The sequence below is a fragment of the Sphingomonas mali NBRC 15500 genome (assembly GCF_001598415.1).
GTDB lineage: Bacteria > Pseudomonadota > Alphaproteobacteria > Sphingomonadales > Sphingomonadaceae > Sphingomonas > Sphingomonas mali.
Window position 1 is genome coordinate 1 of record NZ_BCYX01000012.1, and the last position, 26,332, is coordinate 26,332.

Below are 26,332 nucleotides of genomic sequence, written 5' to 3' on the forward strand. Positions count from 1 at the left end.
ATTAGGGCAAACTTCATCGAACGTCTGATTATGGGGCGCTAAGCCGACGCTCCAGTCTCGACCGACCATCGCAACGGCTGAGCGCTGATCAGCGCAATTCTGAGCGAAGAAATTGCTGATGACGCTGCCATCCGAATCCGTCGCGGTCCGCTGCAATCCATGCCAATTTATTGGACATTTATTGGACAAGCGGCCACGGGCGCTTAAGCTAAGTCATTGAAAATATGGCGCACCCGACAGGATTCGAACCTGTGGCCTCTGCCTTCGGAGGGCCGCGTTCCATGCAATATCTGGCTCGGCCCGTGCTAGGGAGAGCCGCGCGATGTTGGTCTTTTTGTTGGTCTCGCTCGTACGGAGTTGGAATAATATAATTACAAATCAAATAGATATATAAAAGGTCCCGCCGCCACAGCGCCCAACATCACGAGGTCGGTCGTAATTGAGCCGCTGGTGATGCTCTTCACGAAGAACTGGGCGTCTCCGCCAAGGTCCGGATGGTCAGCCGACATAAACTTGTCGAATTGGTTCTCGACTGTGGCGAACGAGCCGATGAACTCGCTCAGCTCAATTGGCTGATCAGGTAAAGCCGCACATGACCACCGTTGCCCCCCATATTGCCGTTATAAGCAGCTAAGATCGCGAAGTAATCCAGTGACCTGCTGAAAAGGCGCCGAATTTATGGTCGGCCATCAACGCAGCCGGTCCTTGAGAGGCTTCCTCGCCGATGCGGGCTCCCAGCGATCGAATGCGGCAAGTGCCTTTGCTGGCCCGTTGTTGAACCAGCTATAACCGTTGCGGCGCTCGAGACTCAGTTCGTTGACGTCATCATGGATCGACTTGTCGCGGTCGCCGAAGATCGGCTTGCCGGTGGCGATGTCGTAATAGCGCGACCAGAGCGCTCCGGCGCCGTCTTTTGCGACCAGCTTTCGGCCGTCGCCACCCGCCGCATCTCGGGTGAAATCGACGCCGTATAGGGCATGCGCCTTGAGCCAGCCGATGCCGTCGCGCACCGCGGCAATGACTGCGGGTGAAGGATTGGGGCGCTTCATCAGGAACAGCAGCAGGTCGGCGCTCTCGTCGGAGGACAGGGCGATCGGCTCGAAGTTGCGCGCGCCCGCGGGCGCCAGCGTCAACGCGTCGTGCTGCTGACCCCAGATCGTCCGCCTGCCGTCGACCACGACCTGCGTCGTCAGGATGACCCTGATGGCCTTCGCCTCGGCGGTCGCGGCCTGGACAGCGAGCGACGCGGGGACGAAGGCATAATCGCCCCGCCGCACGGCGACGTCGGCGAGCAGCTCGGCGACTTGCGACAGGGCGTCGTCGTTGAAGGTAAGCGCGTCGTGATAGCCGCCCTGCAGCGGATAGACTTGCGGCCAGCCGCCATTGGGAAATTGCGCGTCGAGCAGATAGCGCACACCCTTCAGGAAGGCACGGCGATAGGGCTCTCCCGTCACACCGGGCGCCTGCGCCTGTACGCGCGCGAGAAAGCGCAACTCGGACGTCGTCGCATTGTTGTCGATCGTGCCGACATAGGCCCAATTGGAATCGGCGGTCTTGATGTCCTCGCGGGCATTGGCCGGCAAATTCTCGATCGGCACATAATTCTGGCCGCGTGCACGAACCGGACCGCTGCGATCCATGTTCTTGCCCCAGCCGCCCGCCGGAGTCTGGAAGCTGATGATAGTGTCGCCGATATGCCGCGCCACGTCAGAGGAATACCAGGCCGTGGGACGATCCATCGGCATCCCGCTGCCGCCGGACCGGCCGGGATGTGGCGCCTCGGGATAAGCAGTATTGCCGCGCTCGGCCGCGAGCGCCGCTTTGTCCGCCGCCATCAGTGCGCGCGATTTGGCGAGATAGGCTGTCCATGCCGCTCGTTCTCCGACAGGTAGCGTCGCGATTCTGGCCTCGGTGATCGGTGCCGCAGGGGTCATCGAACCGATCACTCTCGCTTCGACCATCGTCGCCGATCCAAGCGTACCGCCCAGCAACAGCGCCATTGTCCAGCTACGCATATCTGTTTCTCCCTCGATTTCGGTGTCAGGTGCGCTCGCCGGCGGCGAGCCAGCGGACGGCATTTTCCAGGAACCGGCGCTGTAACGGCGCCACCATGTCGGGCATGCGATGGACCGCGACGCGCATGCCGGCATGACGCGCGATCAACGTCGCTGCGCCATTGCGGCGGTCATGGTCACGGCTGTAGCCCGCGATTACCTCGACACCCTCGCCGTCGACGATCAGGCCGTTCGATGCCTGGCCCTCGACCTGATGGAGCACGCCGGTCGCCATGTCCGCGGGAATGCCGTCGAACAACGGATGCGCGCGGAGATAATTCCAGTTCCCCATCCACGGCGCGCGAAGATCGCCGACCTGACCGAAATAGCCGAACAACCCGAGCCCCGAGAGCTGTCGTGCCACGCCATCGGCGAGGCCATCCTCGGGGACCAGCGCGAGCAGGGGCGTCCCCGATTTCACCGCATCGAGCACGGCACCATCGATCTCGCCCAGCACGAGCTTGGGCTTTTCGCCTTTCTTCGGCTGCGCCTCGAGGCCGGTCTGCTCGCCGATTTGGCGCCGCGCGATCTCGTCGGCCTTGAGGCCTTGCGCGGCGATGCCGTCGTAGCGGCCGCCCGGCTTCCAATCCTCGACCGACACACCGGTGAGCGCCGTCAGTTGCGCGCGGAGGGACTGCGCCACTCCGGCCACCCCGATCCTGATCGGACGGGCCGGCTTTGCCGCGGGCGCTACGATCCACACAATACGCTCGAATGTCGCGTCGGGATGCGCCGAATGCGCGAGACGGACGCGGTGCGGGCCGGGCACGCCAAAAGTGGGAAGCGCGACCCGCTCGGCGATGAGGTGCCGCATCACATCGGGCTCGAATGTTGGAGCAGGGTAGGTCGCGACGTCGCGTTCGCTGCCATCGGGGCCGACCACCGACAGGCGGAGCGTTCCCGGCACCTGTTCGCCGCTGTCGTTGAACAGATAGAGGTCGAGGCTGGCGCTTTCGCCCAGCGCATAAGCCAGCTGGCGCTGCTTCGCGACCGGACGGACCGGCAACAGGCTGGAGCGGACAAGCGCCGGGTCGGCCTTGAAATAGCGCAGATTGTCGACGATCCCCGAATGGTTCTCGATCGCGGTCGTTTCCCAGCCGCTGATGCACGCGACATCGACTTCGTCGCCGATACGGATATTCTCGAGATAATTCTGCCAACTATCATAGGCTTTGCGCCCGATCGACAGGAACAGGCTTTCGGCAGTCGGGAAGGCCGTGCGGAACCCCCATTTGTCGAGGAACGCCTCGGTCGCGGTCAAGATCGTGCGATGGTCGGCAAGATCGTAGGAGCCGCCTCGTTTATCGATATCCGCGACCATCTTCGCGTGATTATCGGCGACCGCGCAGCCTTCCATCTCGCCGAATTCGACGATGAACGGCTTGCCGGTCTGGCGCTGGATATAATCGTCCTTGCCGCGATAGAATTTGTCGTACCATTGGTCGCCTGCACCCTGGTGATTGTTCCACCAGCCGCCCCATTGCTCCCTGTCCGACCGATAGAAATGGTCGTCATAGGGCAGGTACATCGCCTGCGCCGCGCCGCGCTGAACGAAGCCGTCGTTGAGCACCACCGCTCTGCTGGGGTCGGCATCGTGGATCGCCTTCAGCGCCACCTGGACATCCGGATTGGCGAGGTTGGCGCCAAGCTCATTCTGCAACGTGTACTGGACAAGCGAGGGGTGGGAACGGAACGCCTTGGCCATCGCGACACATTTCTCGACGAGGAAGTCGCGGCTGAAGCGATCCGCGGGCGATAATTGCTCGTCGGGCTTGAGGTCGCGGCCGATCGCGAAACGGCCGCCGCCCGGCTCCATCACCCGAAGCAGCCCCATTTCGTCCTGCGCGGCGAATACCTCGGTCTTGCCGACATTGCGGTGAAAATGGAGGCAGTTGAGTCCGAGCGCCTTGGCCGAGGTGACTTCGCGGCGCGCAAGCTCGGGCGTCGGCCACAGCCCGTTATAGCCCCAATAGCCCCAGGAGATCGCCGAATACAGCCGCACGCGCCGGCCGTTGAGGCGCAAGACCGCGTTGCCGCCGATCCCGTCAGGGGCGAACCAGCGAAAGCCGAAACGGACCTTGCGAATGTCGTCGCCCCAGCCGAACCGCGCGTAGTAGAGCGTCGGAGCGTCGAGGCTCCACAATTTGGCTTCGGCCGCCTGCAAGGTAAAGGTCGCGGTGGCGACCTTACCGTCGAGCGTCAGCGCATCGAGGCTTGCCGCGGCGGGCAGCGTCCCACCCTTGGCGTCGAGCAACGCAAGCGTCGCCTGCGAACGCAGCGCGGCGATGTCGCGCGGTGGGTGCTCGAATAGGATCTCCATTCGTGCGCTGACGACGCGCGGATCGGGCGTGTTGAGTACCCAGGCGTCGCGGATATGCGCATCGATCGGATGCGCGCTCAGCGTCATGCCGCGGTCCAGCCCGCCGAAGCCGTGCGACAAGAAGAGCTTGGCGGCGCCCCATTGCATCGTCGTCGAATCGCGCCAGTCGTAGCGCCCGCCGGGATTGGTGATGCGGATCGCGAGCCGGTTGGCCTGGCCCGGCGACATCGCCGCGGTCAGGTCGCAGTCGATCGGCAATTCGGACATGATCGAATGGCCGACCAGCTTTCCGTTGAGATAGATTTCCGCTCGCATCCGCGCGCCGCGAATATGGAGCATGATGCGCTTGCCGCCCGCCGCCGCCGGAATGTCGATCGACCGGTACCACCACGACACGCCGCGATAGGCGCCGTTCTGCGGGACCGGATCGTCTTCCGCATAGCGATACTCGTCGGCGGCGTAGGGGCGCGCGCCGAACTTCCCCCACCAATGCTCTTCGACGGTGGTGGGGAGGGTGACGGTGAGCGCTTTGACGGTGTCGAGCGCGTCCCAGCCGCCGGTCGGCGGATTGACCGGCAACGCCGCCAGGTCGACCTGGGACGGCAGGTAGATGCGGTCGTCAAGATAGCGTGCTTCGCGATCAATCCACAGGCGCCAGCCGGTATCGGGAACATCGAGCAGAACCGGCGCCGCATGCGTCGGACCGACAAAGCCTGCCGCCACGCCGGCGCTCGCCACGCCCATGAAACCGCGCCGGTTCAGTTCCATCGATCTTCCCCCAAGTCGGTCTGCGGTTGCGCGAATGGCGTCATGCGGAGAAGCGGGCAGGCCGAAGCGGTACCGGCTTGCCCGGCACTATCTCGACCTCGATCGATCGCCCGGCATAGCGCACCTTGCGACTGCCTCGTTCGCTGCCGGTGATCGCCGCACGCGCGAGCTTGCCGTCGCGCCAGGCGACATCGACAATGCACCCGCCGCGTGCGCGCAATCCGCTGACCGATCCCGTCGGCCAGGCGCGCGGCAAGGCCGGCAACAAGTCGATGACGTCGCCCTGGCATTGCATCAGCATTTCGGTGATCCCCGACGTGCCGCCGAAATTGCCGTCGATCTGAAACGGCGGATGCGCGTCGAACATATTGGGATAGGTGCGTTCCGGGCCGAGCAGGAATGACAGGATCGCGTGCGCGTGATCGCCCTCGCGCAGCCGCGCCCAGAGGTTGAGCCGCCATGCCGTCGCCCAGCCGGTTGCCTTGTCGCCCCGGATCTCGAGCGATTTCCGCGCGGCGCGGGCCAGGGCAGGGGTGCGCTCGACATCGATCTGATGGCTCGGGAACAGGGCGTAGAGGTGCGAGACGTGGCGATGATGCACGTCGTCGGCTTGCATGTCCCAGTCCATCGGCCATTCCTGGAGTTGGCCTTGCGCACCGATCTGCAGCGGCAACAGACGTGCGCGGGCGTCGGCGAACTGTCTGGAGAGTTCGGCGTCCTGGCCAAGAATGCCCGCGGCCGCGACCGTCTGGTCGAACAGGTCGCGCAAAATCTCCATGTCCATCGTCGGCGCGTAGATCAGTGAGGATCCGTGGCCGTGACCGTTTTCGGGCGACATTGACGGGTTGGTGACGAGGTGGCCGGTGTTGGGATCGGTCTGCAGCGTGTCGAGGAAGAACAGGCAGGCGCCGCGCAGGATCGGATAAACCGAGGCGAGATAGGCCGTGTCGCGGTTATAATCGTAATGTGCCCAAAGGTGCGTGCAGAGCCACGCCCCGCCCATCGGCCACAGTCCGAACTTGGCGCCATCGATCGGCGCCGTCGCGCGCCACAAATCGGTATTGTGGTGACAAACCCAACCACGCGCGCCGTACATGTCGCGTGCGGTGCGTTCGCCGGTCTGCGCGATGTCGCGGACGAGTTGGATCAGCGGCTCGACGCATTCGGGCAGGTTGGTCGGCTCGGCCGGCCAGTAATTCATCTCGGTATTGATGTTGATCGTGTACTTGCTGCCCCAGGGCGGCCGGGGGCTCTCATTCCACAGTCCCTGCAGGTTCGCCGCCTGCCCGCCGGGGCGCGAGCAGGAGATCAGCAAGTACCGGCCATATTGGAAATAAAGGGCGGCGAGCGCGGGATCGGCAACAGTCTCGGACTGTTTGATGCGGACGTCGGTCGGCTGGTCGGCCGCATCGGTCCGGCCGAGATCGATCGTTACGCGGCGAAACAGCCGGCGATGCTCGGCGGTAGCGTCAACGGCGATCGCGGCGAACGACCGTGCCGCGGCTTTGTCGATCTGCGCGCGCGTGATCGCGGCCGGATCGCCCGATACGTCGTCGTAGCGCCGGTAGCTCGTCGCCATCGCGATCAGCAAGATGACCTCGTCGGCGCCATCGATCAGCAGCGCGTCGCCATCGGCTCGAACCGTGCCACCGCGCGGTCGCGCCTGCAGGCGGGCTTCGAACGTCAGGGCCCCAGCAATTGCGCCTTCCGGGTCGTTGCGACCGCTCAGGACCAGGGTGTCGCTCCGCTCGATGCTCGATCGCGACGCCTTTTCGGGCGAGCTGAACGACAAGCGGCAGGAGATTTTCCCTGGCCGGTTCGCGGACAGCCGAACCGCGATCACTTGGTCGACCGGGGACGCCAACACGCTGCGGATGTAAGTGACACCATTCGCCGTGAAGCGGGTTTCGGCGACCGTGGAATCGATGTCGAGCGCGCGATGGTAACCGGTAGCATCGGCATCGCCGATCCCGAGCATCTCGATCGCCAGATCGCCAACCGACTTGTAGGACGCCTGGCGCAATGGCGTCGCCATGACGTGCGCGTTGGCGAAGGCTTCCGCTTCAGCGTATCGGCCGGCGAAAATCAGATGGCGCAATTCGGGCAAACTGGCCTTGGCCTGGGGATTGACGGGATCGTAGGGACCTCCGCCCCACAGCGTATCTTCATTTAATTGCAGGCGTTCTTGGGCGATTCCGCCAAAGATCATCGCGCCGATGCGGCCGTTGCCGACGGGCAGCGCCTCGGTCCATGCCGCGGCCGGACGTTCGTACCAGAGTGTCAGCGGAGACTTGCGGACGCGCGTCGCGGACCAGGCGCGAGGGAGGAAAGGCAACGCGGCGGCGGCGGATAGCGACCCCATAATTGCGCGGCGCGTTAGCCCGACGGGGCCCGTTTTCAGGCGCATTCCACCTCTCCCGATCCAGCATTGACACCGGTATCACTAGACTGGTATCGCTACCACTGTAGCCGGAAGATGACAACCTCGCGCCGGCTGAAAAAAGCGGAAAAACCGCAAGGGGAGAGGACATGACTGGAGGCGACCGCGACCCCTTAGGGGTTGAGCGGAACCATTGATGGCTCTGCACGCCCTCGATCGGCGGCGGTTCTTCGCCGGCGGTGTCGCGCTGGGCATCGGGTCCCGAGGGTTCGCGCTGCCCGCAAGCAATCGGGGTGCCACTGTCGACCCTACCGGCGGCCCAGGAACCGTCCCGACACTCGCCGCCGCGCTCGAGCTGGCGGATCGCGCCGGGGGGAGCTCTTTCACCATCCGGCTCGGGCCGGGAATCATTACCGAGAAGTGCGTCGTCCGCGCACCCAATGTGACGATCGCGGGGAGCGGGCCGCAAACGGTCGTCAGCTTCGGTGCCGCGGCCGGCCTCGTCCGTCCGGATGGCGGGAAATGGGGCACCGGCGGCTCGGCTACGCTGACCGTAGAGGCGTCGGGCGTCACCTTGCGCAACCTCACCATCCGTAACAGCTTCGACTTTCTCCAGGATCGCATCACCCAGGCGAGCGGCGGTGCGCAGGCAGTGGCCCTGTCGCTCGGCCGTGGCGCCGACCGCGCCCGCGTCGAAAGTTGTTCGATCGAGGGATATCAGGACACGCTCTACGTCCAGGGCCGCGCGCACTTCAGCGGCTGCCGGATTTCGGGGTGCGTCGACTTCATTTTCGGCGGCCCGGCGGCGTTGTTCAATCGCTGCGAGATCGTCAGCCGATTTGTCCCCGGCGCGGAAATCCAGGGTTATCTGAGCGCGCCGAGTACGCCGGCCGATCAACCCTTTGGATTGGTCTTCGCCGATTGCCGGATCACGCGCGAGGCGGGGGTGCCCGACGCGTCGACCTATCTCGGACGGCCGTGGCGCGCCGGCGGCAATATGCGGCTGGTGGGCGCCTCTGCGTTCCTGCGCTGCTGGATGGATGCGCATATCCGCGGCGATGGCTGGACGGCGATGGGGTTCACCGATCCCACGGGCCAGAAGCGCCTGTTCCAGCCGGCCGAAGCGAGGCTGTTCGAATTTGGCAGCCGCGGCCCCGGAGCCGGCTCTGCCGCGATCGGCCGCCGGTTCCTGACGGCCAGCCAGGCGGCGGCTTTCACACCGCGTGCCGTGCTCGGCGACTGGCAGGGCTGACCGACAATCGACCAGATCAAAAAGAGGGAGGATCAGGAATGTTCAGGACCAGGATCAGGAAGGGCGCGATCGATACGGTGTCCCTGTCGGCATTGGCGCTTGCCGGGCTTTTCATAGTCCCCAGCGCGCACGCCCAGGCGGCCGACCCTCAGGACGCAACGCGTCCGCAAGGGACCGGCGCGAACACGACGGAGACTGCGAATAGCGAGGGCAGCAAGGAAATCGTCGTCACCGGTTTCCGCAATTCGATCGCGTCGGCGCTCAACGACAAGCGCAATTCGGACGTCCAGATCGACGAGATCAACGCACAGGATATCGCCGACTTTCCCGATTCCAACCTGGCTGAATCGCTTCAGCGCCTACCAGGCGTGTCGATCGACCGCGACAATGGCGAAGGGCGCGGTATTACCGTTCGCGGTCTGGGCGGCGATTTCAACCGCACCCGCCTGAATGGCCTGGAGGCGTTGTCGACCGCCGGATCCAATGACGCCGGCACCTCGCCCAACCGCAGCCGAGCGTTCGACTACAACACCTTCGCCTCAGAGCTGTTCAGCTCACTGCGTATCCAGAAGACTCCATCGGCGGAAACCGATGAAGGGTCACTGGGCGCGACGATCGACCTCGTTACCGGCAAACCGTTCGATTACAAGGGATCAAAATTCGCCCTTTCGGGCCAGGCAAGCTACAATCAAAACAGCAAGAAGGTGAATCCGCGCATCGCCGGCCTAGCCTCGGTCCGGTTCGGTAAGGACAAGCGCATGGGCTTGTTGTTCTCCGGCGCTTACAACCGCGAAATCAACATCATCGATCAGTATCAGCGTTCGCCCGGCGCGTCAGACTATCTCTATCGCAGCAGCCAGTTTCTCGGTGAGGGCAATCCGCAGCGCTCCGGTTTCTCGGCGCCGGTCGGCACCGCCCTGCCTTACAAGAATCCCGACGCGCTGGCTTTCCAGACTGGGTCGGATCCGGCGGCCTATGCCAAGCTCTATCCCGGTGCTCCCTACAATACACCCGGGCGCTTCGACGATTCGCAGGTCCGTATCCCCGCGCTGCCGTCGCTGACGCACCAGGTGGTCAAGAATCAGCGCCTCGGGCTGACCGGCGCGTACCAATGGGATATCTCGTCCAAGACGCGGCTGACCATCGACGGTCTCTATTCCCGGTTCAAGAACGTCAGCGAGAACGATCAGCTCTCGCCGGTTGGCCTCAACCGCAACAACACCAATGCCGCGTACAACAACGCCACCGGGCGACTTACCCCGACCGCGGCGCGGGCCACCTATCCTGGGCTGTGCACGCCCAATGCCGGCAGTTCCATCGTGCCCGCACAGGATTGCGGATCGTCGATGTATGGGACCACCCCCGCTTTCTCGACGGCGCTCGACGCCAAGGGCAATCTGGTCCCCGCGGTGCTCGGCAATGCCGCGGTGACTCCTGGCGGGACCAGCCCGGCCAACGCCAACATCTTCAGCACCAATCCCAACAATCTCGATCCCTATGATTATTACAACAACCCGAACTCGGTCGGGTACATCCCCTCGTCGAACGGCTTGGCCTATCGCGGCCAGTTGATCGGGCGTCCGGGGGTCGATGTGCTCGATGCCAATGTGACCAACGGTATGGCCGACTATCTCGTCCTGCGGAACGTCGATTTCCGCTCGGCGGTCGACTACGGCGCCTATACGACGACGTTCTGGCAGGGCTCGGCACGGCTCGACCACGAATTCACCGACAAGTTCAAGATGACCGCGCTCTATGGCCAGTCCAAGTCGGTGAACTATTCCACCGGCCTGCTGGTCGAGTTCAACCGGATGGATTCGCCTCAGAATTTCGTGTTCGACGAACGCGGCGGCGGCACCATGCCCAAGATGGATTTCGGCTTCAACGTGGCCGATCCGAACAATTGGCAGACGGTCAAGGGTTTCTCGGCGATCCGCCATTATGAGCGCTATGTCCGCAACACCTACAAGGGCGGCAAGGCCGATTTCGACTGGCAGGTGAACGACCAGTTCAACATCGGCTTCGGCGCCAATATCCGTGAATTCGGATTCTATACGCAACAGGCCGAGCGCAACAACGATACGCTCAACCCCACCTTGCTCGAGGCCGGATCGACCACCGCGGGAAACAGCAAGATCGTGTCGTTCGGCACGGGCATCCAGATGCCCGACGGCACGCCGACCAGCTTCGTTGTCCCCGACCTCGACAAGTTCAACAATCTGATCGGGTTCGAGTGCAACTGCATCAACAAATGGGGCGACTGGCGCCTGACCACATTGCGCAACGGCGGGCAGAACAATTTCGGCGTCGATGAGAAGGACAAGGGCTTCTATCTCGAGTTCGACTTCAAGACCGAATTGTTCGGGCGTCCGTTCCGCGGCAATGCCGGCACGCGGGTGGCGATCACCGACCTGACCTCGACCGGAACCTCGCAAGCTGGGCGGCCGATCGTCGGCAAGAACAATTACACCGACTGGCTGCCGTCGATGAACCTGATCTACGAGCCCGTTCGCAACCTGCTGGTGCGGTTCAGCGCGTCGAAGGTGATGGCGCGGCCGCTGCTCGGCAACCTGTCGCCGACGATCACCAGCATCTCCGTCCCCAACGACGGCAGCACGACCGGCGCGTCCCTGACGATCGGCAATCCCAAACTCAGTCCGTTCCGATCGACCAACCTCGACGCCAGCATCGAATGGTATTTCGCCAAGGGCGGACTGTTGTCGGTGGCGGCATTCTCAAAGCAGATTTCGAGCTTCCCGCAGACCGTGTTGTTCTCGGCGCCGTTGTCAGAGCTGGTCGGCGACCCCACGGTGGTCGCCGCGATCCGGGCTCAATATACCAACCTCAACCAGCTCGCATATCTGGACAACAACAACGTCTTCACCGCGCGCCAGTATCGCGATGCGCCAGGGGGATATCTGCGCGGCATCGAGGTCAGCTATCAGCAGAATTTCACGTTCCTGCCGGGCTTCCTCAAGAATTTCGGCGCGTTGGTGAACTACACCTACATCAAGTCGCAACTGACCTATATCCTCGACCCCGGCTCGGCGACCAAGCCGCAGACATTGGGCAAGGGGCCGTTTCTCGGGGTCTCGCCCCAGGCGCTCAACGCAACCTTGTTCTACGAGGTGAAGGGCTTCCGAGCGCGTGTATCGGTCGCACATCGCAAGGGCTACAGCACGGCCTATCCAATTGCTGCGGGCTCGTGCAGTCCTGGACTCACCAAGGTCGGCAGCGGAGCGGTGGAATCGGTCGGCTGCGACGGTCCGCTGATCAACGACTTCGTCTACAGCCAGGCAACGACCAACCTCGACGCATCGGTGAGTTTCAACGTGTTCGAAAACTTCGCGATCACCGCGGAAGGGCTCAACCTCACCAACCAGACGAGCAACCGCTACGCCTATGAGGGACAGGAGGCCGTGACCCAATATGCCAGTTCGGGCCGCGTCTTCCGCCTCGGCGCGCGCGTGACATTCTGACTTGCCCTGCCGTCCTCCCTGGGACGGACCTTCCCGCCGGTATGCAGCTACGCCTACCGGCGGGCATTTTTAGCCCCGGATACCGTGTCGACATGAGGACCTCGAATGACCGTCAGTAGAAGAGACGCTTTCGCCATGGCGCTAGCCGGCGGTGCCTCGGCACTAGCGCCGCAGGTCGCGGAGGCCGCAGTGGCGCCGGGCAAGCCGGGTGTATGGAAGCGGGGCATCGACAATCAGCGCATCGCCGATCTTGGCGATGGCAGGTTCCTCAATCCGGTGTTGGCCGGCGATCATCCCGATCCCGCGGTGCTGAAGGACGGCGCCGATTATTTCATGACGTTTTCGAGCTTCGAATCCTATCCGGGGCTGACGATCTGGCATTCGCGCGACCTGGTGAACTGGCAGCCGCGCAAGCCCGCGCTGACGCGCAATATCGGCTCGGTCTGGGCAGTCTCGCTCGACAAGCATGACGGGCGTTATTTCCTCTACATCCCGACCAAGGGCAGCCCGAATTCGATCTGGGTGATCTGGTCGGACTCGATCGACGGGCCGTGGAGCGACCCGATCGATCTCAAGATGCCGAATCATATCGATCCGTGCCACGCGGTCGGCGAAGACGGCTCGCGCTGGCTGTTTCTGTCGGGCGGTGACCGCATCCGGCTGGCCGATGACGGCTTGTCGACCATCGGCAAGGTCGAGCATGTCTACGATCCCTGGCATTATCCGCCCGAATGGGATGTCGAGAGCTTCTCTCCCGAAGGGCCCAAGATCCATCGCCACGGCGACTGGTTCTATATGGTCACCGCGGTCGGTGGCACGGCCGGGCCGCCCACTGGCCATATGGTGATCGTCGCGCGGTCGAAATCGATCCACGGTCCCTGGGAGAATTGCCCGGCCAATCCGGTCGTACGCACCGTCAGCAATGACGAGAAATGGTGGTCGCGAGGCCACGCCTCGCTGGTCGAAGGGCCCGATGGCAGCTGGTGGTCGCTGTATCACGGCTTCGAGAACGGGTTCTGGACGCTCGGGCGCCAGACGCTGCTCGATCCGGTTCGTTGGACGCCGGACGGCTGGTTCCGGATGACCGGCGGCGACCTGTCGCGACCGATCGCCAAACCCAAAGGCGGGCAGGCATTGCCCCACGGCCAGCGTCTGTCCGACGATTTCGCGAAGCTTGACCTCGGGTCGCGGTGGAATTTCTTCAAGCCGGGACCGGACGAACGCGATCGCCTCCGGATCGAGCGCAATAGCCTCTTGATGAAAGCCAGCGGTACGGCGCCGGTGGATTCCTCGCCGCTGCTGATCATCGCCGGCGATCCCGCCTATCAGTTCGAATGCGATATCGAGATCGGCCCGGGCGGTACCGCCGGGCTGGTGCTGTTCTATGACGAAAAGCTCTATTGCGGGCTCGGCTTCGACGAGCGAAATTTCGTCACGCACCAATATGGCATGGAGCGCGGCCGGCCGGCCAATCCGCATGGCCGCAAAATGCGAATCCGCATCGCCAACAAACGGCATATCGTCGCGATCCACACCAGCGGCGACGGCGGCAACACCTGGCGCCGCTTCGACCGTGGCATGGAAGTGTCGGGCTATCATCACAATGTGCGCGGCGGCTTCCTGATGCTCCGCCCCGGCCTCTATTCCGCCGGACGCGGCGAGGCGCGGTTCAGCAACTTCAAGTTCGAGGCGCTCTGATCATGACGACCAAGTTCGGCACCGTCGCGGTAGCGTTCTGCCTTTTCGCGGTTCCCGCCATGGCGCAAACCGCACCGCCCGCCCCGGCCGTGCCTGTGCCCGTCAGGCACATCAAGCCATCCAAGATCATCCTGGTCGGCGATTCGACGACCGCGGTGTTCGGCGGCTGGGGCCCCAGTTTCTGCGGCTATCACGTAACGTCGTTCCTGGCGTGCCTGAACCTCGCCCGCGGTGGGCGCAGCACCAGCAATTATCGCGCCGAGGGATCATGGGACATCGCGCTGTCGGAAATGCGGACTCCGGGTTATCGCGACATTTGGGTCCTGATTCAATTCGGGCATAACGACCAGCCCGGCAAGCCGGGGCGCTCGACCGATCTCGCGAGCGAGTTCCCAGCCAATTTGAAGCGCTATATCGAGGAAGCGCGCGCGGCGGGCGCGCATCCGGTGCTTGTCACCCCGCTGACGCGCCGCAGCTTCGTCGACGGCAAGCTGGTCAACGACCTCGCGCCCTGGGCAGCGGCGACACGCAAGGTCGCTGCGGAATTGAAAGTGCCACTGCTCGACCTCAATGCCGACAGCTCGGCCGCGGTCGGTGCGATGGGTTCGGCGGAGGCCGACCGCTTTGCCGAGGTTCCGCCCGGAGCGGTACAAGCAGTCTCGCCGAGGGCGCCGGCACGATCCACCGAAGTGATGGTCAATCCCATGGCGCAGCCGAAATTGTCATTCGACCACACCCATCTGGGCATCGAAGGCGCGAATTACTTCGCAACCATGGTGACCCGCGAACTCTCGGTCGCGATACCGGAAATGCGCCCGTTCCTTGTTCCCTGACCCCGGCCCAGATTGCGGCGGGCGACACGAGTGCGCAGCACTAGGCATGCACCGGAAAAAGGTCGGCCCCAAGTAGATCGCATCAGGTCAAGAAGTGTCGCTTGGCGGGGGTTCGGGTCCGAGTAAGGGAGCGATTTTTGGGGTGGGACCACGAAGGGACCACGAAAATTGGATAATGCCAAAACCCAAGGATTTCTGCGGGTTTCCGGAGGCGACATGAGTCCTGTAGGCTCATTGGTGGTCTGATTGTCTCAACCGGCTTCGAGCCGGTTGCAAGGTCGTCAAGGGCAAGGTTCGTAAACGCGCCTGAAGCAACTATCCGTCGAGTTTGATTATGTCCCCGGACAACTGTCTATCGCCGCTCCTTGCGAGCGGCATAACGCGCATCCCGCGCTGCTTTCATTTCCGCGGCGCTGGGGGGCGTTAAACGCGCCGCCTTGAGTTCTGCCGCGGCCTTTGCCTCCGCGATCGCGACGGCAGCAGCTGCTGCTTTTTCGGCTTTCGCTATAGCATTTGCCTCGGTCTTCGCGGCACGCTCTTCAGCCACCGCTTGCTCCCGCGCTTCCCTCGCCAGCCGGCGCTCCAACAACGCAGCCTCATCGACCGGCGGCTTGGCTTTCAGTTGGTCCAGGGCTTTCTTCCGCGCCTTTCCGGCTGCGGAAACGCGCTCTTGGAAGGACGGTTCTTTGAAAGAGGGCAAAAATTATCCTTTAGGTCAGCCGAGGTTGGGGCGTTGTCGCCTATAAGTAGATTGCCGCGCTTTCAAGCGCGCAATGATATCCAGCAAGCCCGGAATATACGGTCTGCGCTACGGCTGCCGGGCAGGCTTTAGGCATCCGAAATCACCGGCGAGTTGATTCCCCGCGAACGTCGGAGACTGGTCCAGCCTATCGCGACGCACTCTCATTCGGCCCAAGTCGTCCGACAACGCTTTCCGTACATTTTCCGTACGGAGTTTCGCCTAGCCCGCTAAGTCATTGAAATTGTGGCGCACCCGACAGTATTCGAACCTGTGGCTTCTGCCTTCTGAGGGCAGGTTCCAAGCAATATCCGTCTCAAGACCTTGCGCGGCGTCACTCACCAGGAGTTCAACTGTAAAACGTGGGTAACCCAGCTCGAACGCTTTACGTCAAACCCGCACCATCAATCACCAGGACCAAACACCTCGTCTCAAAAATTCGAAGCTACCGAGAATGCGCCGTTTTTCCGCCGCAAACTCGCGCGTTGACGATTGCGTCTCTTCAAACTCGCTCTGCGAGCAGCCGGCGAAGACGTCTGTTGCTGATCGTCAATCCGCTTATCGCGCCCGAGGCCGTTCGGGTGAATGTCACGGTGCCTCGGGAGCCGACGAAGTGATCCCCACCGACGGCTTCGAGCGTGATGTCGTACCCACGCGGCCAGGAAAGCTTCAGGCGTCCATCCAAAACCCGCACAGAGTAGGTCATGTCAGTATCAACGCTATGATATCTCCCCGCGAACTTGTTCAAGGCTGCGCCACTCGGCGGGGGCGTTGTTATCCGCTGGAAAACACGGCGCGTAGGCCAAGAATCCCGGATATGTAGGTCCGCCTGCGCACCCGGCGGCGCGCCGGCAGCCGGCGGGACGAAGCGCCATTCGTGAGGCTGATCGCTAGGCCGAAAGATGCCGGCGCCGATCTGAACGAAAGGTGTCGGGATACCAGCCTGTCGCAATGCCCCTTCGGTCCAGACGAGTTGCACCACTTCACCAGTTCCCGGACTCCAATAGGCTCCCGTCAATGCCGACGCCTGAAAATCCGTTGCCGCGACTGCTGGGGCGAGCGCCGGAGTCGTCATTTGATCACCCAGATAGACTTCGGCCACTTGGCGCGTCAGGCTGGTCGGTTCGATGGTGGCGCCATTGCACAATGCAACAATCGCAAGGCGCTGGTCGGGAAAAAGCACGGCCTCCGCGCGATAACCACCATCGGCTCCGTCGTGGCTGATCGTTCGCAAGCCGCGATAGTTGCCGAGCCTCAGACCGCCGCCATACCCAGTCTCCTGGCCGTCGTTCAACCTGCCGGATCGCTGCATCGATGCAACGAGGCCGGGTCCGCCGATCCGAGCGTCGAGCAGATTCTGTTCCCACTTCAGCAAGTCTTCGACGGTGGTGTACAATCCGGTCGAGCCATAGTGATCTATATTAGGCACGCTCTCGCTCCATCCGCCGCCCTCGCGGAGACTGTATGCTGGCGTCCGGCGCTTCACGATCCTGGTGTGATCATCGCGAAATTCAGTATGCGTCATACCGAGCGGCATGAAGATTCGGCTCTCGGCGAACTCTCGCAGCGATTGCCCTGATACGCGCCGCACGATGACGCCGAGCAACGTATAGGCTGCGTTGCCGTAGACAATCTCTGCGCCGGGTTCGAAGTTCAGCTGCCGCTGGCGGCGAAGCGCCCAGAGAATGTCCTCTTCCGTATACATGTCCTCGCCGCGCCAGCCGGCGAGATTCAGCAACTGACCTTGCTCGCGCAGGCCGTTGGTGTGATGGATTAAGTGCGCGATCGTGATCGTTCGACCGTAATCAGGCATTTCCGGAAGATATTTGCGGATGTCATCGTCGAGTGACAGCTTGCCTCTCTGCGCCAACAGTCCGATCGAGAAGGCAGTGAATTGCTTGGAGATCGATGCGGCGAGGAAGACCGAATCAGGAGTAATGGGAATGGAGTGTTCGAGGTTGGACAGGCCGTACCCGCGCGCATAATCGAGCGATCCATTTCGAGAGATCGCCACGGCGCAACCTGGCGTGCCGCCGCTGTCCCAGGGCTTGAAGATCGCATCGACCCGACCATGCGTATCGTCATCGGCAGTTCGCGATGAGCTAGGTTGCGCGACACAGGTGGCCGCAACCATAAGGATGACGGAGCACTTGGCACGCATCGAGAAACCCCTACCCGGAGAGACACGCTGGACGAACGTACCTTGCGTCGAGTTCGCCGCGCCGATTCTTTCTGGCAATGCATTTATGAGCGGACAAGCAGGAAATGGGAAACCAGTCGCCGACACGGCAGGGAGTCAGGTCTGCACAAGTCCTAGGCATGGAAACGGGGGCCGGCGCCCTGCCCCTCAAACGGGGAGGGCACCGGCGATACGTCAGAAGCGGAAGCGGACGCCGCCGGTCAGGCGGCGGCCGGTCTGGCGGTATTCCTTGGTGCGGTTCGGGGTCACCGAATAGATGAACTCCTTGGCGTTGTTCAGGTTGGTGCCTTCTGCGAAGAACGTGAATCTCGGCGTCACATCGTAGGACAGGCTGGCATCCAGCTGGCCATAGGCGTTGAAATATTCGGGCTCGCCGTTGCGGCCCGAAGCGACCTGCAGGAAGCTGTCGCGCCACGTATAGGCAACGCGAGCCTGGACGCCGTATTTCTCGTAATAGCCGACCAGGCTGTACGACCATTTTGACAGCCCCTCGAGACCGAAGCTGACATTGGCGACGGTGTTCCGGTAGTTGGCGTTTGAGTCCGTGTAGTTGAGGCTGGTCTGCACGCCGAAGCCGCTCAGTGCGCCCGGCAGGAAGGTGAGGGCCTGGCGGTAGCCGAGCTCGAAGCCCTTCACGGTCGCGCCCTTGCCGTTGTCGGGGACGGTCACCTGGAAGGTCACCTGATCGACCAGTTGTGGGGTCGTCACCAGCGTCACGAACGAATCGATCTTCTTGTAAAACACCGCGGCGTTGAGCAGCGCCGAGGGCGAGAAATACCATTCGAGGCCGGCCTCGACCTGGCTGGCGCGGAACGGCTGGAGGTTCGGGTTGCCCCGCTTGATCGTCTCGTTGCCGGGGTTGGTCTGGATCGACTGGACGGGCGACAGGTCGGACAAAGTCGGGCGGGTCATCACCCGCGATCCGGCAAGGCGCAGGATCAGGTCGTCGGTCAGCGAGAGGCGGACGTTCAGCGACGGCAACCAGTCGCGGTAGTGACCGCGAAAGCCCACCGGGACAACCGGCGAGACCGTGATGATGTTTTGGCCCTGGCCGTTCGGCACCGCGCTCAGCACTGTTTGCGACGCGCCGGTCGAGGTGTAGACCGTATCCTCCATGCGCAGGCCGCCGTTCACCGTCAGCGCCATGCCGCCGAGACGGGTGTTCCAGGTGCCCATCAGATAGCCGATCTTCACATGCTCATCGACCACCGACGAGGACGCCGCGGAAACCGGCGCCGGATCGAAGGCCTTGCCGTCCTGCGCGGCATATTGGTCGATCAGCTTGACCAGGGTCAGCGGGTCGTAGCTGATCCAGTCGCGGATGATGTTGTCGCTGCCGCCACCGGAGAAGAAATAGCGGTTGGTCGGGCTGAACAGCGACATCGGCAGCGCGCGGTCCGAGCCACAATAGGCGCATTGTTGACCGAACGGCATGTTGTTGCCGGTCAATGCTTTCCTGCGGTTCGAATACATGCCGCCTGCGGCGACGGTGAAATTGTCGGCGAGCTTCCACTGCGCATCGGCGCGATATTCGCCGATCTCGTCATCGACATCGGTGCCGCCGCCCCAGATGTAATAATGCGCGGTGAGGCCCTGCGGATTGACGGGCGCGTTGGCATAGTTCGGGCTGCTGAAGCCGTAATCGTAGATCGGGCTGCCCGAACGCCGGTCAAACCACAGGTCGACATTCTTGCGGCGAATGGTGGTGAACAGGCTGTCGTCCTTGCCGCGGCGGCGCGCGGCCGACTGCGAGGCGTCGACGCTGATCTTGAAGCGATCGCTCGGCTCCCATGCGATGTTGAGGCCGTACTGGTCCGTCGTCACGTCGCGCACGTCGTACTGGATGATCTCGTCGGCGAAGCCGCCCTGGTAGCGCTGATACACCGCCTCGCCGTTCTGGACGACCTGATCGACCAGGATTCCGCCCGAGAAATCGTAGGCGAGACCCGTCTGCTGTTCAGTGAACTTGGCCTTGGAATAGAGGCCGTCGAGCGTGATCGTCAGCGTGTCGGTCGGCTTGGCCTGGATAGAGCCGGTGAAGCCGTAGCGCTTCAGCGTGCGTTCGAAGAAGAAGGGCGACAGGTTGGATGGCATCGAGACGTTGGTGAAAGGCGCGACATTTGGTCCGATGCGGCCGCCCGGAACCCCGTTCAGTTTGTAATAGGAGTCGGTGCTCGAGCGATGGACATGGCCGGCCCCGATCGTGAACTCGTCGTCGCGGACATGCTGATCGGTATAGACCGCGGAAAGCGACACGCCGAAGGTCTTGTCCGCGTTACGCCAGCCCAGCACCGCCGAAACTTCGGGGTTGTAGCGGTCGGCGACCTGGGCCCATTGGACGCTTCCCGAGCCGGCCAGCACGAACCGTTGCTTCTGATCGAGCGGGCGCATCGTGCGCACGTCGACCGTCGCGCCGATCGAGGCACCGTTGATGTTCGCCTGGGGCGACTTGTAGACGTCGGCGCCGCTGATCACTTCCGAAGGCAGCACGTCGAACGAAAATTCGCGGCCGTTATTGTCAGTGGCCAGCGTACGCCCGTTGACCGTCACGGCGTTGAACTTGGGCCCGAAGCCGCGGACCGTGACGTAGCGGCCCTCGCCGCGGTTGCGCTCGATGGTGACGCCGGCGATGCGCTGGAGCGACTCGGCCACGTTCTGGTCGGGCAACTTGCCCAGATCCTGGGCGACGATCGAATCGACCACGCCGATCGCGTTGCGCTTGATGTCGATCGACGCCTGTTCGCTAGCGCGGATACCGGTGACGACGATTTCTTGTCCCGAATCCGCGGGTTGAGCGCCCTCGCTCGACGCTTGCGGCTCCGCCGTTGGGGTTGCCAGCGCTACATTTTGGGCGAGCGCCCCGCCGCTCCAAAGCAGCGCTCCAACCGCGGTCGCCGAGAGCAACGCGGCGCGCACGGGTCCATTCGCGTGGTTCATGTGATCCTCTCCCTGCTTTCTGTAATATTGCACACTGGCTAACTGATATGTCAATCGATCGCCATACATACGTTATGCGGTGCGACCATCGGCCGGTTCGCGCCGATCGAATGCGATCGCGTCGTGCGATTTGGCGCTGGCAATAAGAGGCTCGACGAGCCGCGCGATGACTTCGTCCTTCCCCGAGAATCTGCGCGCCGCGCCGAGGTCCTTATCGAGGGGCCGGCGGGCACGGCGCTGCCGCGCTAGGCGATGCTCAGCGAAAAAATCACGTCAGCCGCCCCGTGAGCAGCGAGGCGACGATGGCGCTGACCGAGAAGGTGCTGATCGTTTCGCAGCAAGAGCGCGACACGATGACCCGCGATTCCAGCGCATGCGACGCCTGATCCGATTGTTCCTGCGGCGCTGTTCCTGCGCGAGGACGGGGCTCGTCTATCTCGACACCCTATCCTGAATCCGCTCGGTGCTCGAAGGAGCGAAGGCTCCTTGGCCCGGCGCCGATCGGTTCGTCACACTGGCCTTTAGGATTCTCAGGCCCTCGCGGTCTTCCTGGCGTCGAAGATGCGGTGCGACGTGCAATTGTCGTCCACGACATCCCAGTCGATGTCGATTCCAAGGCCTGGCCCTTCAGGCACATGGATGTTGCCGTCGGTATCCATTAAGTCGCGCAGGCTCTGCTTCATCGGAAGCTGGAATGTGTCCTCGGGCACGAACAGCTCGAAATATTCCGAATTGCGTACCGCGCTGGCGACGTGGAGATTGGCGACGTCCATCGGCCCCATCGTGGTGGTGTGCAGTTCGCAATTGATCCCGTGCGCCTCCGCGAGGTGGCAGACCTTGAGCGTGCCGGTAATGCCGCCCTTCCACGAGACGTCGGCGCGGACCATGTCGAGCGCATCGGCCTTGATCGCCTGGGCGACGCCCCAGGGACCGCCGCGCGTGGTCTCGGTGCCGACGATTGGGATGTCGACCGCGGCGGCGAGCTTGGCATATTTGTCGAGCTCATAGTCGCGGAACGGCTCCTCGAACCAATAATAGCCGAGTTGTTCGAGATGGCGGGCGACGCGGATCGCCTCGGGTAAAGTATATTCGGCGACCGGATCGGTCATCAGGATCATCTCGGGCCCGACGGCCTCGCGGACGGCGGCATGGATCGCCATGTCCATGCTGCTGGGGCCGCAGGGATGGACCTTGTACGCCTTGAAGCCGCGTTCCTTGTAGTGAAGCGCCTCGCGGACATAATCCTCGATCGCCGGTAGCCAGAGGCTGCTGGCATAGACCGGCATGCTGGTGCGGTAGCTGCCGAGATAGCGATGGAGCGGCAGCCCGGCGGTGCGGGCCGCCGCATCCCACAGCGCCACGTCGATCGGGCCCGGCACGAAGACCGGGAAGAAAGCGCCGTGCCGGTCGATGTTCCAGAAATCGTGCCAGATCTTCTCGCGGTCATGGATGCTGCGGCCCAGAATCACCGGCGCGATCACGTCGGCGAGATAGGCGTCCGTGACCGCGCCGGAGCGTGCCGCCCAGAAGGTCGCGATTCCCTCGATCCCGTCGGAGGTGGTGATGCGACCGACGCCATAGCTCCACGGCATCGGCGCCGCGCCCTCGCGCTCCTCGTCGAACAGCCCTTTGGGTCGCTTGCAGATCCAGGTCTCGAACTTCTCGACGCGCATTCGGCATCCTCACCTTTAAACTTGTCTTACAGGATACGGAGACTACATCTTCCCGACAACATGAATCGACACGGAGGAGAGGGCGGATGTCCAGTGCGTCGCCATTGTTGCTGGCCAATGCTGAGTTTGGCCGCCGTGCGTTCGCGTTGGGAATGGGCGCGGCCTTCGCGCTCGCGGCGATGCCGGTGCGCGCCACGGGGGGACTGCGGACCTTTCACGACGTGCGCGATTATGGCGCCCGGGGCGACGGCAAGTCGATCGACAGCATTGCGATCAACAAGGCGATCGAGGCGGCGTCGCGCGCGGGCGGTGGCACGGTGATCGTACCGCCTGGCAAGTATCTCTGCTTTTCGATCCGGCTGAAGGACGATATCACGCTGGTGCTCTCCTCCGGCTCGACGCTGATCGCCGCCGATCCCGACACGCATGGGCTCCACTATGACCTGCCCGAAGCCGCGTTCGAGGAGCAGTTCACCGATTTCGGCGTCTACCACAACCATACCAGCCTGATTTATGGCGATGGGGTCAGCAACGTCGCGATCATCGGCAAGGGGCTGATCCACGGCCTGGGGCTGGAGCGCGAGGGACCGGGACCGCGCTGGCACGGCATGCCGGACTATCGCTCGCCCGCCTCGATGGGGCTGACGCCCGAACAGGCGCGGCTGATCGACCCGAAAGAGCGCGCACAGCAGGGCCGCGGCAACAAGGCGGTGGCGTTCAAGGGGAGTCGCAACGTCCTGCTCCGCGACTTCACGATCCTGCAGGGCGGTCATTTCGCGGTCTATCTGCTCGGCTGCAGCAACGTGACGGTCGATAATCTGACGGTCGACACCGACCGCGACGGCATCGATCTGGATTGCTGCCGCGGAGTGCGGCTAACCGGCTGCGTGGTGAACGCCCACAAGGACGATGCGATCTGCCTCAAAAGCTCCTACGCGCTCAACCGGCGGATCGTCTGCGAGGACATCGTGGTCAGCGGATGCAAGACCAGCGGCTATGCGTTGGGCAGCCTGATTGACGGGACGTATGCGAAGTCCGACTATCTATCGACCGACAAGGTCGGCGTTCTCGGACGGATCAAGCTCGGCACCGATTCGGTCGGCGGGTTCCGCAATGTGCTGGTGAACGACTGCATCTGCGAGAACAGCCGCGGGCTGCAACTCGGTGCGATCGACGGCGGCACCCTGGAAGACGTGACCTTTTCCAACATCACGATGCGCAATCCGGTCAACCACCCGCTGTTCGTGCGTCTGTCCGCCCGGCAGCGCGCGCCCGAGGGATCGCCGGTCGGAACGGTGCGGCGGGTGCGCTTTGCCGACATCAACGTATCGGGCGCGGACGGCCGCTATCCGTGCGGGATCGTCGGCATAGCGGACAAGGCGATCGACGATGTGTCGCTCCAAGGCGTCCATGTCGCGTGCAGCGGCGGCGGGACAGTCGAGGACGCGGCGCGAATACCGCCCGAACGCCGCAATTCGAGCCTGGAGCCGAGCTTCATGGGTACGCTGCCCGCGTTCGGCTTGTATGTCCGCCACGCCCGCAATGTAGCGGCGAAGGATGTGACTTTCGCCGTCGAGCGGCCCGATGCGCGGCCCGCGATCGTGCTGGACGATGTCGCGGGCGCGCAGATCGACGGGCTGCGGTCGAACGCGGACAGGGCGGGCGCGGTGCGTGCGGTGGCGAGCAGAGATATCGCGGTGGGGGCAGTAGTGACGCTCGCCGAGAGCTGACCCGGGCCGCGCTTGAAGGGACGTTACCCTTTCTTGCCCACCCCGATCGGCGCGAGGATCGCGGCAAGCGCATCGTCGAAATGCTGCGCCATCGCGGCGGCCGCTGCGGCCGGGTCTCCGGCGACGACTTCGCGGACGATATCCTCGTGCAGGTCCTGCACCCGCTTGAGCTCGGGCGTCGCCGACCAACGTTCGATGCCGGCGAGCATCGAGGCTTCGATGAGTTGGCGGAATGCCTCGATCAGCAGCGGATAGAGCGGATTGGCGGTCGCCCGGGCGAGCGTCATGTGCAGTTCGAGGTCCAGGCTCGAATAGCGCTCCGCATTGCCCAGATGATCGGCCATCTCGGATATGATCGCACGAAGCTCGATGACGTCCTGATCATTGCGGCGCTGGGCGGCGAGGGCGACCATCGCAATCTCGATGCCGCGGCGCATTTCCAGAATGTCGCGCGCCTCGGCCTGGCCGATCAGGACCGCATTCCGGATCACGCGCGAGATCATTTCGCCGTCGACGGAAACGATCGTCGCCCGCTTGCCGACCGCCATCTCCACCAACCCGGTGGCGGCTAGCGCGCGCATTGCCTCACGCACCACCGGCCGGCTGACGCCCAGTGTCGTGCTGATCGTCGTCTCGCTCGGTAGCTTGGCGCCGGGGCGCAGTTGTTCGCTTGCGACATAATCGCGCAGATAGTCGATGACACGTTCGACCAGCCCGGTCGTCTTCGCGCCGCCGACATCGGCCTCGTTGCTGGTCGCTTGCACAACATGTCCTCCTGAAGCGTGATCTATCGGCAGTTTTCGCCGCAGGGCAAGCGTGCCTCCCCGGCATTTCTCAAAAAGCCGCTTGCGTCGCCGTGGTGCAAGCTGGTAGCACCTGTCTTACAGGATTGCGGACAAGATCCTAAGAACGAATTCCGTGAGGAAGCTGAAGGCATGACCACGAGTTTCGGCGCGGTCGCAGACGCGGCCGGCGCCTCGGCGCCTGCCGGACGGTATCGCTGGGTGATCTGCGGGCTGCTCTTCGCCTCGACGACGCTCTGCTACATGGATCGCCAGATCTTCGGCCTGCTCAAGCCAACGCTCGATATCGAGCTCGGCTGGTCCGAGACCGTCTATGGCGATGTCGTTGCCACCTTCTCGCTAATGTATGCGTGCGGCTATCTGTTCGGCGGACGGTTGATGGACCGGATCGGGGTTCGGCGCGGCCTTTCGCTCGCGGTTGCCGGTTGGAGCATCAGCGCGGCGCTTCACGGGCTGATGAGCAGCCCTTTGGGTTTCAAATTCGCGCGGGGCGCACTGGGCCTCACCGAGGGTGGCAATTTCCCCGCCTCGATCAAGGCCGTGCGCGAATGGTTTCCCGTGCGGGAGCGCGCTTTGGCTACGGGAGTGTTCAACGCCGGCAGCAATATCGGCGCGATCGTGACACCCATCAGTCTGCCCTTCGTAGTGGCGCTGGTCGGCTGGCGCTCGGCTTTCCTGATCGCGGGTGCGCTCGGCCTGATCTGGGTGGCGCTGTGGTTGCGCTTCTACGATTCGCCCGAGCGGCAGCGGCGCCTTTCGGCCGAGGAATTGGCCTATATCAAGGCGGGCGACGCCGGCGCGCCCGAGGCAGCGCGCGTGCCCTGGCTCGCTTGCTTCGCTTATCGCGGCACCTGGGCCTATGCGCTCGGCATGCTGCTCACCAGTCCCGTCTGGTGGTTCTATCTCAATTGGGTTCCCGGATACCTCCACCAGCGCTTCGGCGTCGACATGATGGCGTCTATCGCGCCCTTGGTGGCGATTTATCTGGTCGCCGACATCGGCAGCGTAGCGGGGGGCTGGCTCTCGTCGCGGCTGATCGGCGGCGGCATGCCGGCACTGCGCGCGCGGATGATCGCGATGCTGTGCATGGCGATGTGCCCGATCCCCGTCGCGCTCGTCTCGGGCATGTCGGACATGTGGCCGGCAGTGCTGCTGATCGCGCTGGCGGCGGCGGGGCACCAGGGGCTTTCGGCCAATCTCTACACGATCGTCTCCGACACGCTGCCGCCGGGCGCGGTCAGCTCGGTGATCGGCATCGGCGGCTTCGCGGCCGGTGTCGCCGGCATGTTCGTAGCAATGGCGGTGGGACGAATCCTCGACGCCACTGGCGGAAACTACATGGTCCTGTTCGTCGGTGCCGCGGCGGCATATCCGCTCGCGGTGCTCGTCATGGCGCTGATCCTGCGGCGGCCTTCGCCGCCGGCGGAGCGTTCGCAGACGGACCGCGACCGGTCTTGATGGAGCAA

Annotated in this window: 14 protein-coding genes; 6 read left to right on the top strand and 8 right to left on the bottom strand. The window is 63.5% G+C overall.

All coding sequences use genetic code 11. The features are described from left to right. Window positions 1-689: 689 nt before the first annotated feature. Genes pelA through SMA01S_RS10760 form a run of 3 tightly spaced genes read right to left on the bottom strand, consistent with a single transcriptional unit; the run spans window position 690 to window position 7,504 of the window. A complete protein-coding gene (pelA, locus tag SMA01S_RS10750; protein WP_066821638.1) occupies window positions 690-2,015 on the bottom strand; it encodes a pectate lyase in 1,326 nt (441 codons plus the stop codon). 25 nt (window positions 2,016-2,040) lie between these two features. Next, on the bottom strand, window positions 2,041-5,142 hold the full coding sequence (locus SMA01S_RS10755; RefSeq protein ID WP_066821423.1) for a sugar-binding domain-containing protein: 3,102 nt from the start codon (window positions 5,140-5,142) through the stop codon (window positions 2,041-2,043). A gap of 40 nt (window positions 5,143-5,182) precedes the next feature. Further along, a complete protein-coding gene (locus tag SMA01S_RS10760; RefSeq protein ID WP_245649236.1) occupies window positions 5,183-7,504 on the bottom strand; it encodes a glycoside hydrolase family 95 protein in 2,322 nt (773 codons plus the stop codon). A gap of 214 nt (window positions 7,505-7,718) precedes the next feature. Between SMA01S_RS10760 and SMA01S_RS10765 the strand changes: the two genes are divergently transcribed. The 4 genes from SMA01S_RS10765 (at window position 7,719) to SMA01S_RS10780 (ending at window position 14,784) form a co-directional block, all read left to right on the top strand. After that, window positions 7,719-8,774 carry a pectinesterase family protein gene (locus SMA01S_RS10765; protein ID WP_066821430.1) on the top strand — a complete coding sequence of 352 codons (1,056 nt, stop codon included), beginning with the start codon at window positions 7,719-7,721 and terminating at the stop codon, window positions 8,772-8,774. Window positions 8,775-8,812: 38 nt separating this feature from the next. Further along, a complete protein-coding gene (locus SMA01S_RS10770; protein ID WP_066821432.1) occupies window positions 8,813-12,253 on the top strand; it encodes a TonB-dependent receptor domain-containing protein in 3,441 nt (1,146 codons plus the stop codon). 105 nt (window positions 12,254-12,358) lie between these two features. Next, entirely contained in the window at window positions 12,359-13,951 is a 1,593-nt protein-coding gene (locus SMA01S_RS10775) for a family 43 glycosylhydrolase (protein WP_066821434.1), read from the top strand. A 2-nt stretch (window positions 13,952-13,953) separates the two neighbouring features. Continuing rightward, window positions 13,954-14,784: a rhamnogalacturonan acetylesterase gene (locus SMA01S_RS10780; RefSeq protein WP_084250237.1), complete on the top strand. Its 831-nt coding sequence runs from the start codon at window positions 13,954-13,956 to the stop codon at window positions 14,782-14,784. A gap of 352 nt (window positions 14,785-15,136) precedes the next feature. Here the strand turns inward: SMA01S_RS10780 and SMA01S_RS10785 are convergent, their stop codons facing one another. The 4 genes from SMA01S_RS10785 to SMA01S_RS10800 form a co-directional block, all read right to left on the bottom strand. Then, window positions 15,137-15,484, bottom strand: a complete 348-nt coding sequence (locus SMA01S_RS10785) for a DUF6481 family protein (protein WP_066821436.1) — start codon at window positions 15,482-15,484, stop codon at window positions 15,137-15,139. A gap of 541 nt (window positions 15,485-16,025) precedes the next feature. Continuing rightward, window positions 16,026-17,684 carry a serine hydrolase domain-containing protein gene (locus SMA01S_RS10790; protein WP_066821439.1) on the bottom strand — a complete coding sequence of 553 codons (1,659 nt, stop codon included), beginning with the start codon at window positions 17,682-17,684 and terminating at the stop codon, window positions 16,026-16,028. A 213-nt stretch (window positions 17,685-17,897) separates the two neighbouring features. Then, window positions 17,898-20,660 (bottom strand): TonB-dependent receptor, encoded by a 2,763-nt coding sequence (locus SMA01S_RS10795; protein ID WP_066821447.1) that lies wholly within the window; start codon window positions 20,658-20,660, stop codon window positions 17,898-17,900. Between the two features lie 530 nt (window positions 20,661-21,190). Next, the gene (locus SMA01S_RS10800) at window positions 21,191-22,333 is read right to left on the bottom strand and encodes an enolase C-terminal domain-like protein (RefSeq protein ID WP_066821450.1); all 1,143 of its coding nucleotides are present in this window, start codon (window positions 22,331-22,333) and stop codon (window positions 21,191-21,193) included. Window positions 22,334-22,419: 86 nt separating this feature from the next. Here SMA01S_RS10800 and SMA01S_RS10805 point away from each other — a divergent pair, with 86 nt between their 5' ends. Beyond that, entirely contained in the window at window positions 22,420-24,063 is a 1,644-nt protein-coding gene (locus SMA01S_RS10805; protein ID WP_245649237.1) for a rhamnogalacturonidase, read from the top strand. Window positions 24,064-24,086: 23 nt separating this feature from the next. Here the strand turns inward: SMA01S_RS10805 and SMA01S_RS10810 are convergent, their stop codons facing one another. Beyond that, window positions 24,087-24,827, bottom strand: a complete 741-nt coding sequence (locus SMA01S_RS10810) for a FadR/GntR family transcriptional regulator (RefSeq protein ID WP_066821453.1) — start codon at window positions 24,825-24,827, stop codon at window positions 24,087-24,089. Between the two features lie 171 nt (window positions 24,828-24,998). On the opposite strand from SMA01S_RS10810, the gene SMA01S_RS10815 reads away from it, so the two are divergent. Next, a complete protein-coding gene (locus tag SMA01S_RS10815; protein WP_084250238.1) occupies window positions 24,999-26,324 on the top strand; it encodes an MFS transporter in 1,326 nt (441 codons plus the stop codon). Window positions 26,325-26,332: the final 8 nt, after the last annotated feature.